The sequence below is a fragment of the Novosphingobium beihaiense genome (genome assembly GCF_022832375.1).
In the GTDB taxonomy this organism is placed as follows: domain Bacteria; phylum Pseudomonadota; class Alphaproteobacteria; order Sphingomonadales; family Sphingomonadaceae; genus Novosphingobium; species Novosphingobium beihaiensis.
Map to the genome: position 1 here is coordinate 1 of NZ_JALHLG010000005.1, position 19,930 is coordinate 19,930.

18 protein-coding genes and 1 other RNA gene are annotated in these 19,930 nt (G+C 64.7%); 10 read left to right on the top strand and 9 right to left on the bottom strand.

Annotation, left to right across the window (positions count from 1 at the left end):
- Positions 1-740: TPM domain-containing protein (locus MTR66_RS03550; protein WP_243918004.1), on the bottom strand; the 740-nt coding region annotated here is incomplete at its 3' end.
- A 4-nt stretch (positions 741-744) separates the two neighbouring features.
- Entirely contained in the window at positions 745-1,365 is a 621-nt protein-coding gene (locus tag MTR66_RS03555; RefSeq protein WP_243918005.1) for a LemA family protein, read from the bottom strand.
- A gap of 146 nt (positions 1,366-1,511) precedes the next feature.
- Between MTR66_RS03555 and mscL the strand changes: the two genes are divergently transcribed.
- On the top strand, positions 1,512-1,955 hold the full coding sequence (gene mscL / locus MTR66_RS03560; protein ID WP_243918006.1) for a large conductance mechanosensitive channel protein MscL: 444 nt from the start codon (positions 1,512-1,514) through the stop codon (positions 1,953-1,955).
- Positions 1,956-2,000: 45 nt separating this feature from the next.
- Positions 2,001-2,360: a transfer-messenger RNA gene (gene ssrA / locus MTR66_RS03565) on the top strand.
- Positions 2,361-2,731: 371 nt separating this feature from the next.
- On the opposite strand, the gene MTR66_RS03570 is transcribed toward ssrA, so the two are convergent.
- Positions 2,732-3,010 carry a hypothetical protein gene (locus MTR66_RS03570; protein WP_243918007.1) on the bottom strand — a complete coding sequence of 93 codons (279 nt, stop codon included), beginning with the start codon at positions 3,008-3,010 and terminating at the stop codon, positions 2,732-2,734.
- A 279-nt stretch (positions 3,011-3,289) separates the two neighbouring features.
- Between MTR66_RS03570 and MTR66_RS03575 the strand changes: the two genes are divergently transcribed.
- Complete coding sequence (locus MTR66_RS03575) at positions 3,290-5,404, top strand: malate synthase G (protein WP_243918008.1); 2,115 nt, start codon at positions 3,290-3,292, stop codon at positions 5,402-5,404.
- 130 nt (positions 5,405-5,534) lie between these two features.
- Positions 5,535-6,734, top strand: a complete 1,200-nt coding sequence (locus tag MTR66_RS03580; protein ID WP_243918009.1) for an NHL repeat-containing protein — start codon at positions 5,535-5,537, stop codon at positions 6,732-6,734.
- A 1-nt stretch (position 6,735) separates the two neighbouring features.
- Here MTR66_RS03580 and rsmA read toward each other — a convergent pair whose 3' ends face one another.
- The 4 genes from rsmA to MTR66_RS03600 form a co-directional block, all read right to left on the bottom strand.
- Positions 6,736-7,554: a 16S rRNA (adenine(1518)-N(6)/adenine(1519)-N(6))-dimethyltransferase RsmA gene (gene rsmA / locus MTR66_RS03585; RefSeq protein ID WP_243918011.1), complete on the bottom strand. Its 819-nt coding sequence runs from the start codon at positions 7,552-7,554 to the stop codon at positions 6,736-6,738.
- Between the two features lie 127 nt (positions 7,555-7,681).
- Positions 7,682-8,695: a 4-hydroxythreonine-4-phosphate dehydrogenase PdxA gene (pdxA, locus tag MTR66_RS03590; protein ID WP_243918012.1), complete on the bottom strand. Its 1,014-nt coding sequence runs from the start codon at positions 8,693-8,695 to the stop codon at positions 7,682-7,684.
- 23 nt (positions 8,696-8,718) lie between these two features.
- Complete coding sequence (locus MTR66_RS03595; RefSeq protein WP_243918013.1) at positions 8,719-10,080, bottom strand: peptidylprolyl isomerase; 1,362 nt, start codon at positions 10,078-10,080, stop codon at positions 8,719-8,721.
- Between the two features lie 226 nt (positions 10,081-10,306).
- Positions 10,307-12,604, bottom strand: a complete 2,298-nt coding sequence (locus MTR66_RS03600) for an LPS-assembly protein LptD (protein WP_243918014.1) — start codon at positions 12,602-12,604, stop codon at positions 10,307-10,309.
- A gap of 95 nt (positions 12,605-12,699) precedes the next feature.
- On the opposite strand from MTR66_RS03600, the gene MTR66_RS03605 reads away from it, so the two are divergent.
- The 5 genes from MTR66_RS03605 (at position 12,700) to MTR66_RS03625 (ending at position 16,399) form a co-directional block, all read left to right on the top strand.
- Positions 12,700-14,163: a leucyl aminopeptidase gene (locus MTR66_RS03605; RefSeq protein ID WP_243918015.1), complete on the top strand. Its 1,464-nt coding sequence runs from the start codon at positions 12,700-12,702 to the stop codon at positions 14,161-14,163.
- A 23-nt stretch (positions 14,164-14,186) separates the two neighbouring features.
- A complete protein-coding gene (locus MTR66_RS03610; protein WP_243918954.1) occupies positions 14,187-14,624 on the top strand; it encodes a DNA polymerase III subunit chi in 438 nt (145 codons plus the stop codon).
- 401 nt (positions 14,625-15,025) lie between these two features.
- On the top strand, positions 15,026-15,448 hold the full coding sequence (gene ndk, locus MTR66_RS03615) for a nucleoside-diphosphate kinase (RefSeq protein WP_243918016.1): 423 nt from the start codon (positions 15,026-15,028) through the stop codon (positions 15,446-15,448).
- Positions 15,449-15,811: 363 nt separating this feature from the next.
- A complete protein-coding gene (locus MTR66_RS03620; protein ID WP_243918017.1) occupies positions 15,812-16,057 on the top strand; it encodes a hypothetical protein in 246 nt (81 codons plus the stop codon).
- 87 nt (positions 16,058-16,144) lie between these two features.
- Positions 16,145-16,399 (top strand): YdcH family protein, encoded by a 255-nt coding sequence (locus tag MTR66_RS03625; RefSeq protein WP_243918019.1) that lies wholly within the window; start codon positions 16,145-16,147, stop codon positions 16,397-16,399.
- A 41-nt stretch (positions 16,400-16,440) separates the two neighbouring features.
- Here MTR66_RS03625 and purN read toward each other — a convergent pair whose 3' ends face one another.
- Positions 16,441-17,403, bottom strand: a complete 963-nt coding sequence (gene purN, locus MTR66_RS03630; protein ID WP_243918021.1) for a phosphoribosylglycinamide formyltransferase — start codon at positions 17,401-17,403, stop codon at positions 16,441-16,443.
- Between the two features lie 154 nt (positions 17,404-17,557).
- Here purN and MTR66_RS03635 point away from each other — a divergent pair, with 154 nt between their 5' ends.
- On the top strand, positions 17,558-18,643 hold the full coding sequence (locus tag MTR66_RS03635; RefSeq protein ID WP_243918023.1) for an AI-2E family transporter: 1,086 nt from the start codon (positions 17,558-17,560) through the stop codon (positions 18,641-18,643).
- Positions 18,644-18,790: 147 nt separating this feature from the next.
- Here MTR66_RS03635 and purM read toward each other — a convergent pair whose 3' ends face one another.
- A complete protein-coding gene (gene purM, locus MTR66_RS03640) occupies positions 18,791-19,894 on the bottom strand; it encodes a phosphoribosylformylglycinamidine cyclo-ligase (protein WP_243918025.1) in 1,104 nt (367 codons plus the stop codon).
- Positions 19,895-19,930: the final 36 nt, after the last annotated feature.

Here is a 19,930-nt window from a genome sequence, read left to right on the forward strand (position 1 = left end):
CCTCCCCAGCCGCCGCCACCGCCCCAGTGGTCGTCGTCGCCGCCCCAGCCGCTGCCGGGGATCCAGATGAACCCGCCGCCGCTGCGCCTGCGCCGCCCGCCGCTGCGCGCCTCGTTGATCATCGGCATGACCACGAAGAACAGGATCACGAGGATGAACACCACCGTGCCCAGCGACACGCCGCCGCCGCGGCTCTGGCGCTGCTGATCGGCCTGTGCCGCGATCTTCTGCGCTTCTTCGGGCGGCAGGGTGATCTGTTTGATGATGGCATCGGTTCCGGCTGCGATGCCGCCGGGATAATCGTCCTTCTTGAAATAGGGGATGATGACCTTGTTGATGATCAGGAAGCTCATGCCGTCGGTCAGCACCGGCTCAAGGCCATAGCCGGCTTCGATGCGAACCTTGCGCTCATTGGGGGCGACGAGCAGCAGGACGCCGTTGTCCTTACCCTTCTGCCCGATCCCCCATGCGCGGCCCAGCTGATAGCCGTAGTCCGAAATCTCGTAGCCCTGCAGGCTGGGGACCGTCACCACCACCATCTGGCGGTTGGATTGCTTTTCCAGCGCGGCGAGCTTCTGCGTGAGCTGGGCTTCCTCGGCTTTGGGAATGATCCCGGCATCATCGACCACGCGGCCAGTCAGCTTGGGAAAGTCCGGCGCCGCCCACGCGGCCTGTGGCCCCGCGATCAGGGCGCACAGGACCAGCAGGAACGATGCGAACAGGGGCCGGTAACGATGCACCGGCTTACATTTTCCCTTCGAGGCTCGGCGCCACTTCAGCGCCCGGAGTCACCGCCTTGTAGGGCACCAGCGGATCGGCCCCGCGCAGGCGCGCGCCGATCATCGTCGGGAACGTGCGCACTTCGGTGTTATAGTCCTGCACGGCGGCGTTGTAGTCGCGGATGGAAATGCGGATGCGGTTTTCCTGGCCCTCAAGCTGGCTCTGCAGCATCTGGTAATTGGTGATGGACTTGAGGTCCGGATAGGCCTCGAAACTCGCCATCAGGCGGCCCAGGCCTTGCTGAAGCTGGCCTTGCGCGGCAGCGAACTGCTCCATCTTGGCCGGGTCCTGCAGGTCGTCTCCGGTGATCTGGATCGAAGTCGCCTTGGCGCGCGCTTCCATCACGCCGGTCAGGATCGCCTTTTCCTGCTCGGCCGCGCCCTTGGCGACGGCGGCGAGGTTGGGCACGAGATTGGCGCGTTCCTGGAACGCGGCCTCGACATCGGCCCACTTGGCCTTGGCGGCTTCCTGCTTGGTCGGCACCGAGTTGAAACCGCAGGCGGCCAGGCTCATCGCCGCCAGTGCCACAACGGCATAACGGCCAAGGCGCGAGACAAGGCCGCGCGGCGTGTTCGAAGCTGACATGATGTTTCCCTACTCCTCACCGGCCGCAATCGGCGGCCCATCGAGCCCTGAATGTAGCGGTGTACAGTGTCGGTTCAAGGACTTGCCCTTGCCCCATGGCCTTGCGATGACAGGTCATCACCCGAAATCGCATTCAGGAGGGGCGGATGTTTCAGGATTTCAAGAAATTCATTGCCAAGGGCAACGTCATGGATCTGGCGGTTGGTGTGATCATCGGCGCCGCGTTCGGGGCCATTGTCAAATCGTTGACCGATGAAGTGATCATGCCGGTGATTGGCGCCATCTTCGGCGGCGCGGACTTTTCGAATCATTTCGTCCTGCTGAGTACGCCCGATGGCTATACCGGCGCGCTGGACGACTATGCCGCGCTCAAGGAAGCGGGCGCGGCGATGATCGGCTACGGCGCGTTCGTCACCGCCATCATCAACTTCCTGATCCTGGCCTTCATCGTTTTCCTGATGGTGCGTTACGTCAACAAGCTGATGGAATCGATGGAAAAGAAGGAAGAGGAAGCCGCACCGCCGCCCGCCGGGCCGAGCGAGATCGATCTGCTCACCGAAATCCGCGACGAATTGAAGAAGCGAGGTTGAGGTTTGTCTGGAAGTGGGCCGGTGCAGCACTCGATAATACCCCGCTCACTTCACATTCACGTTTGAGGGCTTATATGGGGCTCTGCCGGTTCGCCGGCTATGACGATAAATTGCAACGTGCAATAGATGCAGCGGACCCGGGGGCGGTACCCGGCGGCTCCACCATCACCCGCCTTGAAAAGGGCAACCCTGTTGTCGCAGGGGTGATGACGGGGCCGAACTAGGATCGACGTGTGTTGAAAAGCGGTGTTTTCGTCCGGGCTGAGTAACCCGTTAAAGGCTCAAAACTCACAAGTGCCAACGACAACGAAGCACTCGCTCTCGCCGCGTAATTCTAGGGGCTAACGCCCTGAAGTTACAAAGCTAAAGCGCGGTTGGACCCACCGGGCAACAGAAGCGGATTCCAGGGGCCCGGGGTGAGCCTGGCAACAGAATCACCCCACCCTTTTTGCCGTGATTTGGCCCCTGCCGGGCTGCGAACGGCAGCCTGCTGCGCTTCCGGTGCTCACGTACTGAAGTACGCTGCGCGCCGGTTCTCGCAGACTACCATTCTCGCTCCGGCATGAACCAAATCCCGGCAACAAGGTCTGTGTTGGTTGGTGCGACCAAGCGGCCCGCGCTTTATCTACAGCACCACGCCCCGTTCGTGTCGAGCGAAGTCGAGACACGTAAAATCAGCGCTATCGTGTCTCGACTTCGAGCCTTTGGCTCGAAGTTTATCCTGAGCATGTCGAAGGGCTCGACACGAAGGGTGATGGTTCAGATTTCGGGTTCTCTCAGGCGGCTTGCTTCTGCTCGGCGTCCGGCGTGGATTCGGCCACTTGCGCGGCTTCGAGGCGGGCGGCTTTTTCGTATTTGATGCAGTCTAGGATCTTGGCGCCGGCCATGAACACCGCGCCGGTGCAAGCGAGGAACAGGAGCTTGCCGCCGAATCCGGGGAATCGGGTCAGATAGACGCTGCCGCGCTCCACCGCACCAAGCGCGAGGGCGTATATGATCATATAGGCCTCCCAATGCGACTTGATGACGAACAGGCGTGCGATTTTCCGAAGCATTCCCAACCTCTTGACCTGCCCCCTGTTACGCAACGTTCATGCCATCCGCCGGTTCCCGGGGATCACGATACTTAACATTTCCCGAAGTGTAAGCGATTCCGACGCGGGGTGTAAGGCAGGGCTTCGCATCTGATCCCGATTGGCACACTGCTCAACGGTTGCCATTCGTGCGGCCATGCGTCATAGGGCACAAATCCTTCCCCAGGGCAGTTTTACATTCGTCATTTGCGTTGCGTGCCGGAAAGCCCGGCGTGTGCGTTCGAACAAGTGCGAGGAAAGATGACTGACAGGGTTGAACGTTCCGGCCTTCGGGTCGATGCCGGTCTGGCGAAGTTCGTTGAGGAGCAGGTTCTGGCGCCGATCGGGCAGGACGCGGAGGCGTTTTGGGCCGGGTTCGCCGCGCTGGCAGCCGATCTGGCGCCGAAGAACCGGGCGCTGCTGGAAAAGCGCGAGGATCTGCAGGCGAAGATCGATGCCTGGCATGGCGAACGCGCGGGCAAGCCGGTCGAACAGGGCGAATATCAGGCCTTCCTGCGCGAGATCGGCTATCTGGTGCCGGAGCCGGAAGCCTTCGCCATCGGCACGAAAAACGTCGATCCCGAGATCGCGACGATGGCGGGGCCACAGCTCGTGGTGCCGGTGCTCAATGCCCGTTTCCTGCTCAATGCCGCCAATGCGCGCTGGGGCAGCCTCTACGATGCCTATTACGGCACCGATGCGCTCGATGCGCCGCCCGCGCAGGGCAAGGGTTACGATCCGGCACGCGGCGCGGCGGTGATCGCCGAGGGGCGCAAGTTCCTCGATGCGGCGCTGCCGCTGGCCTCGGGAAGCTGGACGGATGTGGACAGTGTGGACGTGACGCTGGCCGATCCTTCGCAATATGTCGGCACCACGCAAAAGGGGCGCATGTTCGCGTCAAACGGGCTCCACATCGAAGTGGTGGTCGATCCGTCGAGCCCGGTCGGCAGTACCGACAAGGCAGGCATTTCCGACGTCGTGCTCGAAGCCGCGATCACCACGATCTGCGACCTTGAGGATTCGATCGCGGCTGTCGATGCCGAGGACAAGACGGCCGCCTATGCCAACTGGCTGGGCGTGATCCGGGGCGACCTGACCGATACCTTCGAAAAGGGCGGGCAGACGATGACCCGCGCCTTGTCCGCGGACAAGGCGGTGATCCTCGAAAGCGGAGAGCAGGTGAGCCTGCCGGGCCGCAGCCTGCTGTTCGTGCGCAACGTCGGCCATCTGATGACCAACCCGGCGATCCTGCTGCCCGACGGCAGCGAGATCCCCGAAGGCATCATGGACGCCGTGATCACCAGCGCCATTTCCACGCAGGACGTGAAGGGCCTCACGAAATACGGCAACAGCCGAGAAGGCAGCATCTACATCGTCAAACCAAAGATGCACGGGCCGGAGGAATGCGGCTTTACCAATGTCTTGTTCGATGCTGTTGAGGACTTGCTGCAGCTTCCGCGCCACACCCTGAAAGTCGGCGTGATGGATGAGGAGCGGCGCACCTCTGCGAACCTTGCCGCCTGCATCCACGCGGTGAAGGACCGCATCGTCTTCATCAACACCGGCTTCCTCGATCGCACCGGGGACGAGATCCACACCTCGATGCGGGCCGGGCCGATGATGCGCAAGGGCGACATCAAGGGTTCCACCTGGATCGCCGCTTACGAGGCGCGCAATGTCGCCATCGGCTTGCAGCACGGCCTTTCGGGCAAGGCGCAGATCGGCAAGGGCATGTGGGCCGCGCCGGATAAGATGCACGACATGATGGCGCAGAAGATCGGCCACCCCAAGACCGGCGCCAACACCGCTTGGGTGCCGTCCCCCACGGCGGCGACACTGCACGCGACGCATTATCATCAGGTCGATGTCTTCGGGTTACGCGATGCGATTGCCGCCGAGCCGGTGCCCGGCCTCGACCTGCTGCTTTCGGTGCCGCTGGCCCAAGGCGTCAACTGGTCCGAAGCGGAAGTGCGCGAGGAGCTGGACAACAACGCGCAAGGGCTGCTGGGCTATGTCGTGCGCTGGATCGATCAGGGCGTCGGCTGTTCCAAGGTGCCGGACATCAACGATGTCGGCCTTATGGAAGACCGCGCGACGCTGCGCATTTCCAGTCAGCACATGGCCAACTGGCTGCTGCACGGCGTGTGCACGCAGGAACAGGTGATGGATTCGCTGCGGCGCATGGCGGCCAAGGTCGATGCGCAGAATGCGGGCGATCCGCTCTATGAGCCGATGGCAGGCAACTGGGACACCAGCTATGCCTTCAAGGCGGCCTGCGATCTGGTGTTCAAGGGCGTGGAGCAGCCCAGCGGCTATACCGAACCGTTGCTGCACGCCTGGCGCCGCAAGAAGAAGGCGGCGCTGGTCGACGCCTGAACGCTCATCCCCAGAGTGCCGTAAAGGCACAAGGACGGGCTCTTTCCTCGCGGAAAGGGCCCGTTCTGTATGCGGGGGCTACCCTGCCGCGCTGCCGTGCGGTAGTCCTGCCGCAGCACAGGAGAAAGCGATGTCCGAGCAGATGTTTCGTAACGTCCTATCATGGCTGGCGCTGGCCGGTGCCGGTTTCGCAGCGCCGGCGGGCGCGGAATCGCTGGTCCGGATCGAAAGCGAGCACCTCGCCCCCGATGTGCCGATGCCGCTGTTTCAGGCCGATGCCGAATGGCCGCGCCTTCCCGCCGACACGATTCTGGGGCAGGTGCCCGGCCTGTCCGTCGATGGCGAGGACAGGGTTTGGATCGTTCAGCGGCCCAATTCGCTGAACCAGCACGAGGCCGGGCTCGCGCAGGATCCGCCCACAACGCAAGGCTGCTGCCGCCCGGCACCGCACGTCATGCGCTTTTCCGCCGACGGGCAGTTGCTGGCGGCATGGGGCGGACCGGAACTGGCTCCTTCCAGAAACGGCGAGACGCAGTGGCCTTCCAACGTTCACGGCATCTTCGCGGCGCAGGACGGCACGGTGTGGATCGGCGGGAACGGGAAGGGCGATCATGTCGTCCTGAACTTCACGGCCGAGGGGCAGTATCTGCGCCAGATCGGAAAGCGCGGCCGCACCGCAGGCAATCTCAGCCGGGACAGTCTGGGCAATCCGGCGGATATCAGCCAGACCGGCGGCAAAGTGCTGGTCGCGGATGGCTATATCAACAAACGTATCGTCGCGTTCGATGCGGCGGACCTCTCGTTCGAGCGGACTTGGGGCGCCTATGGCGGTACGCCGGGCGCATCGGTGCGCGCGCAGCCGTTCGATCAGAGCCAGGCCGCCAGCACCCGCGATGGCGGCGCCGATCCGCAGGCGCGCGAGTTCGGCGATATCGTCCATTGCGTGGAGCGCGGCCCGGATGCGCTGATCTACGTCTGCGACCGGCGCAACAACCGCATACAGGTGTTCCGCGATGAGGGAGAAAAGCTGGAGTTCGTGCGCGATATCGTGATCGCGCCCGAAACCGGCGGGCTGCGCACGGCTTCCGATGTGGCCTTTTCGCCCGACGGCCAATTTCTCTACGTGGCGGATATGGCCAACGGCAAAGTCTGGGTCCTGCTGCGCGAGAGTGACCGGGTGATTGGCAGTTTCGGGCGCAACGGGCGCTATCCCGGCCAGTTCATCTGGCTCCACTCGGTAGAGACGGACAGCCTGGGCAATGTCTATACCAGCGAAGTGGGCACCGGGCGGCGCGTGCAGAAATTCGTGCTCACGGGCATGAGCGAATAGCTCAGGAAAGCGCGCGGGCCACGGCCACGAATTCGGCCACGCTCAGCGTTTCCGCGCGGCGCTGGGGATCGATGCCCAGCGTTTCGAGTGCCTCCAGAGCGCCGGGCACGCCTTTCAGGCTTTGGCGCAGCATCTTGCGGCGCTGGCCGAAGGCGGCCTCGGTCACGCGCTCCAGCACGCGCATGGATACGCCCTCCGGCGCTTTTCCCGGCACGACATGGACGATGGCGGACATCACTTTGGGCGGCGGAGTGAAGGCGCTGCGGTGGACTTTCAGTGCCAGCTTTGCAGTGGAGCGCCACTGTGCCAGCACGGCAAGGCGGCCATAGGCGGAAGTATTGGGCGCGGCGACGATGCGGCGGGCCACTTCCTCCTGAAACATCAGCGTCAGCGAGCGCCATTGCGGCGGCCAGTCCCCGCCCGAAAGCCAGCCGGTGAACAGCGCTGTGCCGACGTTGTAGGGCAGGTTCGCCACGATATGGTACGGGCCGTCGAACAGCGTGGCGGGCGCGATCTTCATCGCATCGCCTTCGATGACCTTGAGCTTGCCGGGAAATGCCGTTTCGACTTCGGCGAGGGCGGGCAGGCAGCGGCGGTCCATCTCGATGGCCGTGACTTGCGCACCGGCGCGCAGCAGGGCGCGGGTAAGGCCGCCGGGGCCGGGGCCGACTTCGAGCACTTGTGCGCCTTCCAGCGATCCGGGGATGGCGGCGATGCGATCGAGCAGCTGCTCGTCGAACAGGAAGTTCTGGCCGAGCGCCTTGCTGGCGGAAAGGCCGTGCCTTGCGATCACTTCGCGCAAGGGGGGCAGGGCGGTCATGCCGGGGAAACCTTGCGGTTCCCGTAACCGCTCATCCTGAGCTTGTCGAAGGATGGAAGGCATGCGCTGCGCCTCGTTCGTGCTTCGACAGGCTCAGCACGAGCGGGTGAGAGGGCCGTGTGCCGGATCATGCGGCCATCCTTGCCCGCCGCGCCGCGCATTCGCCGGCCATGCGGATGGCGGCGATCATCGCACCCGGGCTGGCAATGCCCTTGCCCGCGATGCCGAAGGCGGTGCCGTGGTCGGGCGAAGTGCGTACGATCGGCAGGCCCAGCGTGACGTTCACGCCCCGGTCGAAATCGAGCGTCTTGATCGGGACCAGCGCCTGATCGTGATACATGCATAACGCCACGTCGAACTTCTCGCGCTCATGCGCGGCGAAGAGGGCATCGGCGGGGTGCGGGCCGGTGACGGCGAGCCCTTCGGCCTGCAGCGCGGCGATGGCGGGGGCGATCGTTTCGATTTCCTCGCGCCCCATGCGCCCGTCCTCGCCTGCGTGGGGATTGAGGCCCGTTATGGCGATGCGCGGGGCCGTCAGTCCGAAATCGCGGGCCAGCGCGCGCGCGACGATCCGGGCTTTGCGCTCGATCAGATCGCGCGTGATCAGGCCCGGCACGGCCGAGAGCGCGACGTGGACGGTGAGCGGCACCGTGCGCAGCAGCGGCCCGGCCAGCATCATCACTGCATCTTCGGGTGGCACGCCGCAGGCATCGGCGCAGAATTCGGTCTGGCCGGGCTGGGTGAAGCCCACTTCGGCCAGTTTCGACTTGGCGATGGGGCCGGTCACGGCACCGCCCGCTTCGCCCGAAAGCGCCATCCGCGCGGCCTGGGTGAGCGAATGCAGCGCCAGACGGCCGCCTTCGTGCGTGGGCTCCCCAAAGGAGGGCGCGCAGTCTTCCGGGCCCAGAACCGGCAATCCGGCGGCAAAGGCAGCAACGGTTTCTCCGGCGGCGGCGATAGGCACCACCGGCAGATCGATCCCGCGCGTCGCGGCGGCGGCTTTGAGCAATCCTGCGCCGCCCACGACGAAGAACGGGGCAAGGTCCGCTTCCTCGCGCCGCATCCAGGCTTCGGCGATCAGTTCCGGGGCGGCACCTGCCGGATCGCCCAGGGAAACGGCAAGCGGAGCCGGGATCGTCATGTCACAGACCTTGCTGGATAGGGTCAGTCGTACTCGATGATGGCATCACGCCGCAGGTCGCGCAGGTACATCTGCGCGCGCTTGTTGATGCGGTCGTCTTCAAGCTGGGCCTGAAGCTGCTCGAAGCTGGGGCCCTGATCGGCCTGCTGCGGATCGTCGCGGCCGCACAGCATCAGGATGCGCACGCCGTCCTTCACCGAGCCGAACGGAGGCATCGTCTCGCCGGGCGAGAGCTGCAGGATGGCGTTCTGGATCGGGCCGGGCAGATCGCGCGCCTTCACCTGATCGTTGGTGACAACTTGTGCGCCGATACCCGAAGCGACCTTGTCCACGTCGCCGCAGCCCTTGGCCGCCTTGATCGCGTTCGCGAACGCCTCGGCTTTCTGTCCGGCCTGGGCTTCGGTGGTACCCTGGGGGAAGCTGATCGAGATCTGCTTGAGCGAGAGGATCGCATCGCGCGGATCGGCGGTCAGCACCTGGCGCTTGTCGATCAGATAGAGGATGTCAAAGCCGCCGGGAACCTCGATCGGGCCGACAAGCTGGCCAGGTTCCATTTCACGGGCCACGGTCGCCAGTTCGGGAGGGAGCTGAGCGAGCCGGATCCAGCCGAGATCGCCGCCGACCGCCGCCGTCGAGGCCTGCGAATACTGGCGGGCATAGGCAACGAAGCTGCCGCCCTGCTTGAGCTGATCGACGATCTGTGAAGCGTTCTGGTAAACCTGCTGGCGCGCGTCGGGCGTGGCCGAAAGGTAGATTTCGCCCAGGCGGTACTCGTCGGTGCCCTTGGCCGCCTTGAGGCGGGCCAGCATCTCGTTCACTTCGTCGTCGGAGACGTTGATGAAGGGCGAGATATTGCGCTGGAGCAGGGCGCGCCACGAAAGCTCGCCGCGAATCTGGCGTTTGAGCGATGCCGGTGAGGAGCCGATGCGCTTGAGATAGGCATCCATCGCCGAAGTGTTCTGGTTGAAGTTCTGCGCGGCGACGCGGGCGTAGGACTGATCGATCTCGGCCTGTGAGACATCGATCTCGGAGGCCTTGGCTTCCTGGATCTGCAGCGTCTCGTCGATCAGGTTGCGCAGCACCTGCAGGCGCAGGCGCTTCATTTCCTCTTCGCTGATCTTGCCTTTGTTGGCCGCGATGATGAGGGCAAGCCGCTGATCGACATCGGTGCCGGTGATGACATCGCCGTTTACCACGGCCGTGGCGCGGCGGACATTCGGATTGTCGTTGCCGAAAATCTTGACGTCGTCGGGGATGACGATCTGCCCCTGCGCGGAATTCTGGGCCATCGCGCCCGGCGCAGCCAGCGCTCCGGCCAGTGCGGCCAGGCTGCCGATAGTAATGAGCGCACGCTTGAAAGAGCTGCTGCGATTGACTGCTTGCACCGTGATCACAATCCCGTCTTCAACCGGCCGACGCCGGACAATTCATGGCTGGAAACCTGCCCAGCAAACCTGCTTTGCAGACCTTCCGCACCTAGGATGCAGGTCATGCCGCGTGGCGGCTTAACCGAAAATGAGCACACCCGATAGCGGCTTTGCACCGGCCTGCCAACGGGCGGAGGCCCTGGAAGCCCGTCCATCCCCGGATCAGGGCTGGACCGGCCGCGATTTACCGCAAGCCGATGTTCTTGAGGCTGAAGCGGATCTGGAAGGAGTCGCCCTTGCGCGCGTCGCCGGTCGTTTCGTAGTCGCGGCGCCAGGTGAGGGCGATCTGCATGCAGTCATCCTCGTAAGCGGCGCCGATGCGGGTGCGCAGCGGCTGGAAACCGTCCGAGCCGTAGATCGGATCTTCCTTGCGATCGGTCAGATTGACGACGGCAGAGCCGAACAGCGACCAGTACCGGGCGAACGCCACACGGCCCGCAGCCCGCACTTCCTCACGGTCCTGCAAATCCTCGATGCTGCGGGAAATGCCGCGGTTGAGCTTGGTATAGCCGATCTCGGCATAGGTTCTGGTATTGCCGATCACCGCGTCGAATTCGTTGCGGCGGATCGCCAGGCTGTCCTTGTCGAGGCGGAAGCGGTGAATGACGTTGATGAAATCGCGGTAGCGCACTTCGGTGCGGCCGACGATGTCGGAGGTCTTGTTGGTAAGGCCCGTGCCATCTGGCAGCAGCGTGGGCTTGTTGTTCAGACGTACCGACTGGCCGATCGTGGTCATGATCCGCCAGCGTGGCGCCTCGAACTTCCAGTCGAAACCGTATGTGAAGCGCACCCCGTCCTCGATCCGGTCGTAGCCGGGGAAGCGGTTGAGCGAGAACAGGTTGCTGGTTTCCAGCTCTATCGCGCGCGAATCCTCGTTGGGAACGGCCAGGTTGCGGATCGTGGGGCTGGCGACGAGCTGAATGCGCGGGGTGAAGACTTGCGTGCCGCCCAGCGCGGCGCCGACCAGCGGCCATTTCACGTCGATGGCGGCCAGCGCGATGGCGCGGCTCTGCCAGCCCGGATCGCCGCGATAGATCACCGTGCTGGTCGCGCCGTTCTCGTCGGAATGGTACACGTCGCCGCGGGCCAGGCCGGTCAGCACCACTTCCTGTCCCATGCCGGTGATCTTGCGCAGCGTCCATTGCGTGCTGGCGAAGGCGCGCTGGGTGTCCTGGCCATCGGTGCGGGTGATGCCCAGCGTGTTGACCTGGGTTTCGATCTTGCCGCCCAACACCGGATCAGCGAATCGCCTGCGATAGTCGAGCACCGGAAAGGCCACCGGGATCAGCCCCTGATCGCGGCTGGCCTGCAGGGTTTGCGTGGCATAACCCGCGAACGAGAAGTAGCTGTCCTCATCGATGCGCTGGACATCGATCATCGAGCGCAGCCGGTCATCGCGGCTGATGTCGTAGCGGCGCAGGAATGTGCGGTCGGTCGCGCGCCGGATCGATCCGGTCACGCTCCAGTGCTCGTCGAGCTGGAACTTGCCGTTGGCGAACACATAGCCGCGAAAGGCGCTTACGCTGTCGTTTTCGGGCGAGGTGTTGGAGCCGAAGATCGGGATCTTGTTGCTGGCCGTGGCATAGCCGGTGATCTGGTAGGCGCCATGGCCCGTCAGCGCACGGTATTCGATCGAGGCCATGGGCGCGGCCTTGGTGAAGGCGGAGAGGCCTGCCGTCAGATCGCGGTTCTCGTCGATCTTCCAGTAGTACGATTCGCCGATCTGGACACCGTTGGACGGGGTCGATTGCAGGTCGGGGATCATGAAGCCCGATACCGCGTGCCCGTCGGTGCTGACAGTCAGCCCCAGCAGCGGCACCTGCACCGCCCCGAACAGTTCCAGCCGCGCATTCTTGAAACGGATGCGGCGGCGTTCCTCGCTGTAGATCACGCTCTTGGCGATGACCCGCCAGGAAGGCTTCTTGGGGCAGCCATCGGTATTCACGACGTCGCAGCCGGTATAGGCCGCCTGGTTGAGAATGACATCGCCATTGGCAATGCGCTCACCTTTGAGTGCGGCCAGCCTGCCGCCCTCCCGCATGACCAGCAGGAGATTCTCCATCATGCCGGTCTTGAGTTCGTCGGTCAGTTCGATGCGGTCCGTGAACAGCCGGTTGCCGTCCTGATCGAGCAGGCGCACATCGCCGGTGGCGACGATCTGGCCGGTCTTGCGGTCCCAGGTGACGGTATCCGCGCGCACTGACTGATCGCCCCGCCGCAGCAGAACATCGCCCTCGGCGGTCACTTCTTCGGTATTTTCGTTGTAATCGACGGTATCGGCATCGAAGGCGATATGTTCGCCTTCGGCCGCGGGATCCCCGCTTTCGGTGGGCTGAGGCTTGGCGGCGGGAGGCGGCACGTCCTGCGCCTGCGCGGTGTAAGGCGCGGCGAAGGCGGTCAGGCCAAGGGCCAGCGCGCTCAGCGAGAGGAAGCGCGAATGGTCAGGCAGCGCGCGGGAAAGGATCTGCACGGCAGGGAGCATGGCTTGCCTATCGCACCGCCTGTGCCTAACTGCAATCCAGTGTTGCGGTGAAGCGCACAAGTTGGACGTTTCATCGCGAAGATCCAGGAGATTTCATGCAGATCCAGTTCCTTGACGCGCCGGTTGCCAGTTCCGCGCGTCTTGCCGCCCGCCTCGTAAACCAGGATGCCGTGCCCGCCGATCTTGAGCCGGTGCTGGCCGAAGCCGCGAAGATGGCCCGGTTTTCCGGCAAGGCCGGGCAGATGTTCGAAGGCTTTGCAGAGCGTGACGGCAAGGTCGTGCGCGTGGTGCTGGCCGGGATCGGCGCCGCCGACGCCAAGGACCGCAAGGGCGCGATCGAGAAGGCGGGCGCCGCGATTGTCGCGAAATACCTGACTTCGGGCGAAACTGCGCTGACGCTGGACGTGACTGGCGCGGGCCTTTCCGCGGAAGAGGCTGCCGCGGCGCTGCTCGGCGCGGTGCTGCGCGCTTGGCGCCACGATGTCTATCGGACCAAGCTGACCGACGACAAGAAGCCGAGCCTTAGCGAAATCGCGCTCGCGGGCGCGCCCGAAGGCACCAAGGCGCTGTGGGCGGTCGAGCAGGCGGTGGCCGCCGGTGTGGCCTTCACCCGCGAACTCGTTACCGAACCGGCGAACACGATCTATCCCGAGACGTTCGTGGAACGCTGCCAGGCGAAGACGGAAGGCACCGGCCTCAAGATCCGCGTGCTCGACGAAAAGGAGATGGCCGCGCTCGGCATGGGCTCGCTGCTCGGCGTGGCGCAGGGCTCGGTGCGTCCCGCGCGCCTGCTGGTGATGGAATGGCTGGGCGGCGCCGAGGGTGAAAAGCCCGTCGCGTTCGTCGGCAAGGGCGTGACCTTCGACACCGGCGGCATCAGCCTCAAGCAGCCAGCGGGCATGGAAGACATGAAGTGGGACATGGGCGGCGCCGGTGCGGTGGCCGGAACCATGCTCGCGCTCGCGCTGCGCAAGGCGAAGGCCAATGTCATCGGCGTGTGCGGTCTCGTGGAGAACATGCCGGACGGCAAGGCCCAGCGCCCGGGCGACGTCGTCACCTCGATGTCGGGCCAGACCATCGAAGTCATCAACACCGATGCCGAAGGCCGTCTGGTGCTGTGCGACGCGCTCACCTGGGTGCAGCGCGAATATAGCCCGGCGAAGATCGTCGATCTCGCGACGCTGACGGGCGCCATCATCGCCTCGCTCGCCCACGAATACGCGGGCTTGTTCTCGAACAACGATGATCTCGCCGCTGCACTGAGCGCCGCGGGCGATGCTTCGGGCGACCGCCTGTGGCGCTTCCCGATGGGCCCGGCTTACGACAAGCAGCTCGACAGCGCGATTGCCGACATGAAGAACGTCGGTTCGCGCTTCGGCGGTTCGATCACGGCGGCGCAGTTCCTCCAGCGCTTCATCGAGAACGGCACCCCCTGGGCGCACCTCGACATTGCCGGGACCGTCTGGTCTGACAAGCCGGGCGCGACGTGGGATAAGGGCGCGACCGGCTTCGGCGTGCGCCTGCTCGACCGCTTCGTGCGCGACACCGCCGAAGGTTGAGAACGAAAGCGGGGACGCGGCTGATGCGCGTGGACTTCTACCAGCTCAGCCGCGATCCTGCCGAGGCGGCGCTGCCCCTCATCGCGCGCAACGTGATGAAAGTGGGCGAGCGCCTCCTCGTCGTCTCGGCCGATCCGAAGCAGCGCCAGCGCCTGTGTCAGGCGCTGTGGTCGCTGGGTGAGGACACGTTTCTCGCCAACGGCATGGCCGGGGAAGGGCACGAGGACCGTCAGCCGATTCTGCTGTCCGAAGCGCCGCAGCCGCTCAACGGCGCGAACTTCCTCGCCATTGCTGACGGCCAGTGGCGCGAGGGCGAAACGCCTTTCGTGCGCACCTTCTTCCTGTTCGACGACAGCACCATCCAGCATGCGCGCGACACCTGGCGCATGCTGCGCGGGCGCGAAGGGGTGGAACACTATCACTGGAAGCAGGAAGGCGGCCGCTGGATTCAGGCGGCTTAGGGGCTTTGGCAAAGGTTGCATCCAAAAACAGATGCGCCGTTTCAAAATCGTCCCCCTGAACTTGTTTCAGGGTCCATCAGGCGGTTCGTCCTGCTCTGGGTGCCGGGGGGCGCCACCCTCCGCCAGACTCTCAAATCGGCAAGGATAGAGCGCCATTTGCAGGTCTGGCTGCGCTGTACGATGGATGCTGAAGCAAGTTCAGCATGACGGGCTTGAGGCGCGGGGGCTGAAATGTCCGTTTGCCTAGGCTTTTCCCCACGAGCCTTCTGCAAATCCTCGCCGGGCCCAGCAGGCCTTCGGCGCGGCGCATGCGCGTGCGGCCCGGCTTGCCGCGCGGCGCAAACCCGGCTAGGGGCGCGCGCAACAAGTAACAACACCCTCCACTTCGCAAGGAATACATCATGGCGGTCACCCGCACCTTCTCGATCATCAAGCCCGACGCCACCCGCCGCAACCTGACCGGTGGCGTGACCAAGATGCTGGAAGAAGCCGGTCTGCGCGTAGTCGCTTCCAAGCGCATCCAGATGACCAAGGAGCAGGCCGAAGGCTTCTATGCAGTCCACAAGGAACGCCCGTTTTTCAACGACCTCGTCTCGTTCATGATTTCGGGCCCGGTCGTCGTGCAGGCGCTTGAAGGCGAAGACGCCGTGAAGCGCAACCGCGACGTGATGGGCGCCACCAACCCGGCCGATGCCGCCGAAGGCACCATCCGCAAGACCTATGCGGAATCGATCGAAGCCAACTCGGTCCACGGTTCGGACTCCGACGAAAACGCCGCGATCGAAATCGCTTACTTCTTCAAGCCGGAAGAAATCGTCGGCTGAGCCGCGATTAATTCTTGTTAAAGATGGTTAAGGCCGCCGGTTTCGGCGGCCTTTTCCTTTGGTGCGACTCGTTTCTGCCCTTTATTATCCCCGCAGGTATTCTGGACGGGCGCCGCTTATTTTCGGCGGTGCGGCGATCCGGTTCCAAAGGCAGCAGCCGGGGGGCAGCGTTCACATGATTAGCAAGACGATCCTTGTCGCCGTGTCGGTCTCTTTCGTGGGAGCCATGCTGACATCGCTGATGGCGCATGCCGCGCATATGTAGCCCGCTTGCGATATCGCGTCCCCGGCGCATCGGCCCGGGATTCCATTTGATGCACCTTGTATCGTTGCGGTAGTCTTTCCGCGAAGAGGAGACGCGCAATGCAAGGCATGGGTGAGGAAGGGGAAGTCTGCCCCTTCGAATTCAATTTCGACGAAAAGACGTTCAAGACCGGCGATACCGTCAGCTTTCGCGTCAACGGCAGCCTGGAGGGGTTTCCGTTCGTCGGGACGCTTGTCGAAGTGCATGACGACTACGTGATCATCGCCGGGGATCCGAACGAGCCCGAGAAGCGTTATCGCGGCACGCGCGAAAGCCGTCCGATGGTGGACTATTCGGAAATCTGAAGGGCTGGTATACCCTTGATCCAGCGCAACGCATGGGCCGTGCGCCGAGGCTAGATTCGGCGCATCTCAATAACGGGAGAAGCCTGAATGTCGCACAAGCTCCACGAACTCGCAGCCGAATTTCCCGACGACGTCGATCTGATGCACCGCCTCAAGGCGACCAAGGGGCATTTTGCCGCGCTGGCGGACCGGTATCAGGAAGTGAACCACACCATCACGCGGATCGAGGCCGAGCTCGATGCTTCGTCCGACGAGCGGGTTGAGGAACTGAAGAAGGAACGGCTTTCGCTGCTCGACCGGATCGCCGAAGTCCTGCGCGAGGCACGGCATACGGCGGCCTGAGCAGCTCCGGCGATTCCGCCCTGACCGTGGCCGCCGCGTCCTCAGAATGCGTCGGCCGCGTCCAGCAGCACCGTCAACCGCCTCGGCGCGATGGTCCGCCACGAACGGGCCAGCCATTCGCTGACCGAATCCCAGTCGTGGCTGCCGGTATCCAGACGGATGCCGATCCAGGTGTCGCCGAAATAGGCGGGGCGGAAATAGGCGTCTTCATCCTGTTCGATCAGCATCGCCTGCTCGTCCACGCCGCTGATCTTCACGATCAGCGCGATCCGGCCGTCGCCGTGGTTGCCGGTGGAGAAATAGGCGAATTTCTTGCCCTTGATCACGCCGAAGCACGGCATGCCATGGCTGCTCACTTCGTCTGTTTCGGGCAGGGCCATGGCCCGGCTGCGGACCTGCTCCAGCAGCCATTCCGGATCGCGTTCGCGTGTCACCAGTTTCGCCAGGCAGCGCGAATAGAGCTGGTGTTCGGCGATCAGCACGCGCGCGGCCAGGGCCTCGGCCGTATCGCCGGGCAGGATCGCCACCGGCGTCTGGCCCAGCACCGGCCCTTCGTCGAGCTCCGCGGTCACGAGGTGAACCGTCACTCCGCCATGGCTGTCGCCAGCCTCAATGGCGCGTTCGTGCGTGTGCAGGCCGGTGTACTTGGGCAGCAGGGAAGGGTGGATGTTGACCATACGGCCTTCCCACTTGCCCACGAAGTCCGGCGTCAGGATGCGCATGTAACCGGCCAGTGCGACCCATTCCGCGCCAGCATTGCGGATCGCTGCATCCATCGCCGCGTCGTGTTCGGAACGTGTCATGCCTTTGTGCGAAAGGGCGAACGTGGGCACGCCTTCCGCTGCGGCCAGACGCAGGCCCTTCGCTTCCGGATCGTTGGCGGCAACCAGTACGATTTCATAGGGGCAGTCTTCAGCGCGGCTGGCATAGAGCAGCGCGGCCATATTGGTGCCGCTGCCCGAAATCATCACCGCCACTTTGGCCCGCACCTGCGTCATGCTCATCTTTCCGGTTTTCCACGCCGCCCGAAACGGCAGCGCGGGGACTTGCGGCGGGGCAGCGCGCGTTCGGCCCGAATGACGGCTGCCTGCCTGTACTCGCTTGCGAACATCCCCTATGCGTTCGGCAGCGCGCGAGCAACCGCGGGGTGAATTGCACGTGACGACAAACGCGCCTTTCAGGCCCAACCCGGACGATGCCGGATACTTGCGCCGCCTGGCGTGGACAGTGCTGGCCGCCGGTGCCGTGCTCGTCGCGTGGCGCGCGGCGGACCTGCTGCTGCTGGCTTTCGGTTCGGTTCTGGGCGCGGTCGCCTTTCGCAGTACCGCGCGGATGCTGCAGGGCTTCGGGCTGAAAAGCTGGCGCGTGGCGCTGCCGCTGGGAACATTGCTGGTGCTCGCGCTGTTCGGAGCTATCGGCTATTTGCTGACAGTGCAATTCGGCGCGGAGATCGCGGGAATGCTCGGCAATCTGCCGGGCACCTTGGCGCAAGTGGAGCAGGGGCTTTCTACTACGCCGGTCGGCCGGGCCATCGTTCAGGCCTCGGAAGCGGCGGCGGGCGGCAGCACGATTGCCAACCGCCTCAGCGATCTGGCTTCGGGGGCAGGGCAGTTCCTCGTCAACCTGCTGATCGTTCTGGTCGGCGCCCTGTTTATTGCGGGCAATCCCGGGCCCTACCGGCGCGCGGTGATTCTGCTGACGCCGCCGCCCGCGCGGCCGACGATGGAGCGGGCGCTGACGGCCATTTCGGCGGCGCTGCGGCTGTGGCTCAAGGCGAAGCTCGTCACCATGATTGCGATGAGCGTGATCATCGGCGGATCGCTGTGGCTGGCCGGGCTCGAATCCTGGGCGGCGCTGGGTCTGCTTGGCGGACTGTCCGAATTCGTGCCCTATGTCGGCCCGGCAGTGGCGATGCTGCCTTCGATCGGGCTGGCGGCAGCGGCGGGCGGGGACGTGCTGTGGCGCACGGTCGCGGCCTATCTGGCGGTGCGCGTGGTGGAAGGGTGGATGCTGACGCCGGTGATCAACCGCCGTGTCGTCAACATTCCGCCCGCGCTCACGCTGTTCACGATTCTGGGCGTGGGTGCGGTGTTCGGCGTCTATGGCGTGTTCTTCGCCGGGGCGCTGCTGGTGGTGGCTTTCGTGGGCGTGCGCGAATTCTATCTGCGCGACACGCTGGGCGAGGATATCGACGCCGTCCCGGGAAAGGACGGGCCGGAGGAAGCTGGACCGCCTGAGGTCTGAGATCAAGCCGGGTGCGGAATATCTGCGCTACCTCCGCTCGTCCTGAGCCTGTCGAAGCCTGCCCTGAGCGGCTGCTGCAAGCAGCCAGCCGAAGGGGACGCTTCGACAGGCTCAGGACGAGCGGGGCGCGATTCAGCTTCGCGGGTCTCAGCCGAGGTGAACGGCTTCCCATGCCTCGCGCGCGGACCAGTCGTCTGCGCTGCCCTGCACGGTGCAGCCCTTGTCGCCCGGCTCGATCGCGCCGATCACGAAGACTTCCTCGCCCGCCGCTTCCAGTTCGGTCTTGAGCGCTCCGGCATCCAGCGCGTTGACGGCGAGCACCATGCCGATGCCGCAGTTGAAGGTGCGGGCCATCTCGGCGGGTTCGATGTGCCCCTGTGCCTGCAGGAAGGCCATCAGGCGCGGCTGCACCCAGGCTCCGGCATCGATCCGGGCATGCAGGCCTTCGGGCAGCACGCGCGGCACGTTTTCCAGCAGTCCGCCGCCGGTGATGTGGGCAAGCGCATGGATGCGCCCGGCGCGGATGAAGGGCAGCAGGCTCTTCACATAAATACGCGTGGGCGCGATCAGCGCGTCGATCAGCAGTGTGTCCTGATCGAACAGCGCCGGGCGGTCCAGCTTCCAGCCCTTGTCTGCCGCCAGCCGCCGCACCAGCGAATAGCCGTTCGAATGCACGCCCGAGGAGGCAAGGCCCAGCAGCACGTCGCCCGCCGCGACCCGCTCTCCGGTCAGTTGTTCGCCGCGCTCGACAGCGCCGACGCAGAAACCGGCCAGATCGTAATCGTCCTGCGCATACATGCCCGGCATTTCCGCCGTCTCGCCGCCGATCAGCGCGCAGCCCGCCATGCGGCACCCTTCGGCAATGCCCGCGACGACGCGCTCGGCGACGCCGTTCTCCAGCTTGCCGGTGGCGAAATAGTCGAGGAAGAACAGCGGCTCCGCGCCCTGCACGATCAGATCGTTCACGCACATGGCGACAAGGTCGATGCCGATGTGGTCGTGCCGGTCATGATCGATGGCGAGCTTCACTTTGGTGCCCACGCCATCGTTGGCGGCGACCAGCAGCGGATCGGTGTACCCCGCCGCGCGCGGATCGAAGAAACCGCCAAAGCCGCCCAGCTCGGCGCCGGCGCCTGGACGGGCGGTCGATTTCGCGAGCGGGGCAATGGCCTTGACCAGCGCGTTTCCGGCGGCGATCGAGACGCCGGCCTGCTCGTAGGAGTAGCTCTTCGGAGAGTTATCGTCGGACATTCGCGCCGCCTAGCGCTTTACGTCTTGGATTTCCAT